We start from the raw sequence: 5,407 nt of genomic DNA, 5'->3' as shown, positions 1-5,407 counted from the left end.
CACTCTCTTTATTCTTATCTGCGACACATTTTGCCTAGCCAACAGAGCGCTGAATAGAGCATGACTTGGAAAAGATTGATCCATCGACTTTACAAAACCCAAAACCCTGTATACATTTACAGTTACTGGATATAACAACAGATACATATCGACGGGAAACACCCATGGAAAAGCTCACCAAACGGCAAAGCGAAGTATTGGCGCTGATCAAAACGCACATTGAAGAGACAGGATACCCGCCTACTCGTGCTGAAATCGCTCTCGCGCTGGGCTTCCGCTCGCCGAATGCAGCCGAGGATCACATCAAGGCCCTTGCTAAAAAAGGCGCGATAGAAATTGTGCCTGGCGCCAGCCGCGGTATCCGACTCCCTCAAGAAGAGGAAGACCTAGGGCTTCCGATAGTCGGCCAAGTTGCCGCCGGCAACCCTATTCTTGGTGAAGAGAACATCGAAGATTACTGCTCCCTTCAGCCAGAATTTTTCAATCCGGCTGCCGATTACTTGTTAAGAGTACGTGGCATGAGTATGAAGGACATAGGGATACTCGACGGAGACTTACTCGCGGTGCATCGCACTGAGCAGGCTCGCAATGGCCAAGTCGTTGTCGCAAGACTAGAAGATGAAGTAACCGTCAAACGTTTCTTCAAAAACAAACACCTTGTTGAGCTACACGCGGAAAACGAAGAATTCGATCCAATTATTGTTGATCTTAAAGAACAGCCGTTGGCCATTGAAGGTCTTGCGGTTGGCGTCATTCGAAAGGATACCTTGCAATGAACGAAGCATACATCCAAACAGACCTACTACACTCCCCCGAATATGAACAGAGAGGCATTCAGCAATCGACAATAGGGCCGAACAAGAGCCCTGCAAAAGAAGCGAATGTAACCGAGATTATTATCGCCAAAGCCAAATCCGATAGCGTGCAAATGCTACTGCCAATGCTTACGCGCCTGAATCAGGAGCAGCGTTGGCTGGCATTGATTGATCCACCAACGGAGCTCCTGCAACGCTGGAAAGACGAGCGACAAGCTGGCCTAGATGAGATTATGATATTGCGTTCAACTGACCATAGTGCCGCTGCTGATTTGTGCGAAAAAGCATTAGCGATGGGCACCTGCCATGCCGCCATATTATGGTCACAGGGCATTAGCAATGAAACATTTGAACGTTTAGAAAAAGCTTCGATGCAAGGAGACAGCCATGGTATCGTTCTGCGGAGCCGTTAATAGCGAGCTGAAATAAAAAATGGGGCTTTACGCCCCATTTAAAGTTGTTTTGAAGATTAGAATTAACCGCTCGAAGTTTCAGCCTTTCGAGATGTGTGCATCGAAGGCCCTCGTTTAATGAATCGTCGAAGGCACTTCGTCTTCCTGTTTTGCTTCATATGCTGCGCGCGTTTTCGCGCTTGCAGTTTGGACACCTGCGCCGATCATAGCCTTGGCAACATCAACCTGGTGTTCGCGAAGATACTCAATAACTTCTTCTGAAAACTGAATAGTCACCAATGCTTCTTCGTCATCCATGCGCTTAAGCACGAACTCTCCGTCGTCTTGCTCTACAATTTCCAAAAACGAACTATCTGTACTCACACTGACTCCGAACTACTGTCTTAATTTGGTCGATATGGTAACACAACTACCATTCTGAATGCTGTTCTCTGACATGCTCAATAAACAGTTTTAACTCTGTTAACATTCGGGAGATATCATTGAGGCCGTTTAATACAGAGCACGGTCGAATATCGAGCTGAACGATGCTTAGCCCGTCATAAACAACCGCGTTCTCATCATTTGTTTTTTTATCCGCCATGCTAGCTGAGTCGGCCCAATCTATTGCATTTAATCGCTCCAATTCTATAAAACCCTTTACCCAACTATCAGGTTGCTTTAACTCTGCCTTTAGTTGATCAAGACTGGGAGAGCCAGCAAACGTTTGCTCAAAGTCTTGCAAAGACAAAACCCGTGCCTTCTTTGCTTTGGGTGCTAATAGCCCCACCCACTCATTCAACCAGCACGCCCAAAGCTCGCGCGCACTCAAAATTGCACCGTTTTGATACATCCTAACGCCTAATAAAGGCGCGCCAGAAGCCTCAAGATCTTGGGCTTCTGACAGCATTTTCTGCGCAAATAACAGCTGCGCTTGGACAGCCTGTTTCCATGAACTCATTGCAACCTCCTGCTCGATTCGAAAATTATACGCGAATCAAATTGTTAGCGCGTACTTGAATAGCAGAGCCGCATGATCTTTACTGTTAGGAGGCATTGAACCAAGGATAAAACGGCCGAATGAGTACTAAAGTACTAATCTGCGATGATTCCAAGCTTGCGCGCAAGCACATGGCAGCATCGCTCCCGGAAGATTGGGATATCGAACTACAGTTCGCAGAGCACGGTGCCGAAGCGCTGACGCTGTTAAAAGCTGGCGAAGCAGAGGTCATGTTCATCGACCTCAATATGCCAGTCATGGATGGCTACGAGACACTCGAGATGATCGCTAAACTTGGGCTTCCTTGTGTCAGCGTCGTCGTTTCTGGAGACATTCAGCCCGAAGCTCACGAAAGGGTGAAACGCCTCGGTGCAATCGACTTCATTAAAAAACCAATTGATGAAGGGGTGCTTAACAGCCTACTAGAAAACTACGGGCTGTACCGCGCTTCAGACGTATCATCAGAGAGCGGCGACAAGACCTGCAAAAATCGCCAAGAGGCTGTTGAAAGCCTCGCGCATATCGACTACCGAGAATATATGCAGGAAGCTAGCAATGTTGCTATGGGTCAGGCAGCAGATCTACTAGCTCGCTACCTGAATGTTTTTGTCAAACTCCCTATCCCTAACGTCAATCTAATTGAAGTTGGTGAGCTTGAGATGGCTCTAGCGCAAACGGAAGATACGTCCAGCTACTCTGCTGTATGCCAAGGTTTTATTGGTTCCGGCATCTCTGGTGAATCCTTACTTATATTCAATGATGCTAGCTTCAGTGATATGGCATCACTGCTTAATTTTCAAGGCGAAATCGATCGAAAGGCAGAGCTTGAGTTGCTTATGGAGATGGCAGGAATTTTATCCGGCGCCTGTATTAATGGTTTGGCAGATCAACTGGATTTGGTATTTAGCCAAGGGCATCCCGTAGTATTGGGGCAGCATGTCCAAGTCAATGAGCTCATCGGTGCAAACGCAAACCGATGGAAGCAAACCCTTGCGGTAGAAATTAACTACACCATAGAAAACCACAATATATCGTGTGACCTTTTGCTTCTTTTTACAGAGGACTCACTCGATAAGTTATATGAACAGATCAACTACTTACTGAACTAGACCTATGGATGCGGCACTCGAACAAATGAAGGAATTCCACTGGCTTCTGGATATGCTCCAGACAGTAGACGTGGGCCTAGTCGTGATCGACCAGGAATTTAACGTCAAGGTCTGGAACAGCTTCATGGAGAGTCATAGCGGCGTATCCTCAGACCTTATTCGCGACAAGAATCTGTTTAAGCAATTTGAGGACTTACCTGAAGGCTGGCTCCGCCAGAAAGCAAGTACCGTATTTGCGTTAAAGAATCGCTCTTTCATCACCTGGGAACAAAGACCCTATTTATTCAAGTTTCCAAACTATCGTCCGATTACTGGTACTGAAGAATTCATGTATCAGAACATCACGATCTCACCGCTGCTGTCTCTCGATGGAAGTGTTAATCAGGCGGTGATAATCATCTACGACGTCACCGACATAGTCGCCAATCGAAAGGCGCTCGAGAAGGTAAATGGAGAGCTCGAGCAGCTTAGTCGAACAGATCGACTCACTCAGCTATTTAATCGTGGATACTGGGAAGAATGCTTGATTAGGGAATACGAGCGATTTACACGCTATAAGACGGAATGTTCTGTGGTTATGCTCGACATCGATCATTTCAAGAAAGTAAATGATACGTACGGCCACCCAGCGGGAGATGCCGTTATAAAGCGCGTCGCTGAGTTAGTCCGCGATAATTTGCGAAAAACGGACATAGCAGGGCGATATGGCGGCGAAGAGTTTAGCGTCATCTTGCAAAATACGGATGATGCTTCCGCAGTCTATTTTTGTGAGCGCCTCAGAAAATCCGTTGAGAAGTGCACAGTAATGCATGATGGCAATGAAATCCGTTTCACAATAAGCCTAGGCATCAGCCAGGCTGACCCAGAGCTAGTAAATTACAAAGCATGGTTGGAACAAGCAGATCAAGCACTGTATGCCAGCAAAGAAGGCGGTCGAAATCAAACTTGGGTCTATGCCAAAGACTGAGTAAACTAGCGTTTTCTAATGAATGGATGCGCTTGCCTTGAACATTTGCCACGTTAATCTTGCCCGCGGTTTTAGCGGCGGTGAAAGTCAAACACTCGCGCTTATAAAGGAACATATTCGCCTTGGCCACAAGGTGAACGTCGTTGCGAAGACTGCCAGCCCCTTTGCAGAAACGTGTAAAAAGCTCGCCTGCACTGTCCACGAAGTTCGGCACTATCTTACCGGTCATAGCAAAAGCATTACGCAAGACTCCGCCGCTGTTCATGTACACGAAGGCCAAGCAGTGTACTGGGCCTTACTACAACACATCTTGTTCAAAACACCGTATATTATTACCCGTCGTATCGATAATGCTTTCAAAGACAAATGGTTCTCAAACATAGCTTATCGAAAAGCCGCATGCATTGTGTGCGTCAGCCATGCCGTTGAGAGCGTTGTTAGAGCCCAGTTCCCTGACACAAGCACAAATGTTGTGAACGACTCACCCATAAGCTATCCCGTGGATGAAAACTTGCTGAGTTCACTTTGCAGTAAGTATCAAGATAAGTTCGTGGTCATTCAGGCAGCGAAACTCTACAAGCATAAGGGCTTTGATGTCACTATTTCAGCAGCCAAGCGCCTAGTGAAACATACCGACATCCATTTCTGCTTGCTCGGAGACGGTCCCGAACTTAAGGCGCTGCAAGAGCAAGCGAGTGGTCTGAAAAACGTGGAATTCCTTGGTCGCCAAAATGACATGGGCACATGGTTTGCGCGCGCAGATGTTGTGGTGCTTCCCTCACACACAGAAGGAATGGGATCCGTATTGCTGGAGGCAACCCTGGCAGGTGTTCCGGTTATTGGAACACGTGCAGGCGGCATCCCCGACGCGATTCAACACGAGGTAAATGGTCTATTAATTGATGTGGGAGACGCGGAAGCACTGGCGCATGCGCTGCTTCGATTAGTCAGTGATGACCAACTAATACATGAAATAAGCGTTCGCGCCCCTGAATTTATCGAAGGCTTCAGTATCCAGCGGGCAGCTCAGCGCTACGAACACGTATACGAAAACCTATGAACACGCGCGTCTTAAAATCTGCTCTCAACAAAACGATGCCCGTGATGTTTGGTTATGTGCCGAT

General features: G+C 47.2%; 7 protein-coding genes. 5 read left to right on the top strand and 2 right to left on the bottom strand.

All coding sequences use genetic code 11. The features are described 5' to 3' along the window. The first annotated feature begins 164 nt into the window (after positions 1-164). Together lexA and A3751_RS01045 are read left to right on the top strand one after the other, a co-directional pair. Complete coding sequence (gene lexA, locus A3751_RS01050; RefSeq protein WP_068451201.1) at positions 165-776, top strand: transcriptional repressor LexA; 612 nt, start codon at positions 165-167, stop codon at positions 774-776. After that, a complete protein-coding gene (locus A3751_RS01045; protein ID WP_068451198.1) occupies positions 773-1,228 on the top strand; it encodes a SulA-like leucine-rich domain-containing protein in 456 nt (151 codons plus the stop codon). Before lexA ends, A3751_RS01045 begins: the two co-directional genes overlap by 4 nt. A 114-nt stretch (positions 1,229-1,342) precedes the next feature. Here A3751_RS01045 and A3751_RS01040 read toward each other — a convergent pair whose 3' ends face one another. Together A3751_RS01040 and A3751_RS01035 are read right to left on the bottom strand one after the other, a co-directional pair. Then, positions 1,343-1,591, bottom strand: a complete 249-nt coding sequence (locus tag A3751_RS01040; RefSeq protein WP_082862980.1) for a hypothetical protein — start codon at positions 1,589-1,591, stop codon at positions 1,343-1,345. A 46-nt stretch (positions 1,592-1,637) separates the two neighbouring features. Further along, positions 1,638-2,168, bottom strand: a complete 531-nt coding sequence (locus A3751_RS01035; protein ID WP_068451196.1) for a hypothetical protein — start codon at positions 2,166-2,168, stop codon at positions 1,638-1,640. Positions 2,169-2,287: 119 nt separating this feature from the next. Between A3751_RS01035 and A3751_RS01030 the strand changes: the two genes are divergently transcribed. Genes A3751_RS01030 through A3751_RS01020 form a run of 3 tightly spaced genes read left to right on the top strand, consistent with a single transcriptional unit; the run spans position 2,288 to position 5,343 of the window. Continuing rightward, positions 2,288-3,316, top strand: coding sequence for a response regulator (locus tag A3751_RS01030; RefSeq protein WP_068451193.1), 1,029 nt, complete (start codon positions 2,288-2,290; stop codon positions 3,314-3,316). 4 nt (positions 3,317-3,320) lie between these two features. Then, positions 3,321-4,283, top strand: a complete 963-nt coding sequence (locus A3751_RS01025) for a GGDEF domain-containing protein (protein ID WP_068451190.1) — start codon at positions 3,321-3,323, stop codon at positions 4,281-4,283. A gap of 22 nt (positions 4,284-4,305) precedes the next feature. Continuing rightward, positions 4,306-5,343 carry a glycosyltransferase family 4 protein gene (locus tag A3751_RS01020; RefSeq protein ID WP_082862979.1) on the top strand — a complete coding sequence of 346 codons (1,038 nt, stop codon included), beginning with the start codon at positions 4,306-4,308 and terminating at the stop codon, positions 5,341-5,343. The last annotated feature ends 64 nt before the right edge of the window (positions 5,344-5,407 follow it).

The sequence above is a fragment of the Oleiphilus sp. HI0080 genome, from assembly GCF_001635135.1.
This window is presented reverse-complemented; position numbering and strand designations above follow the sequence as displayed.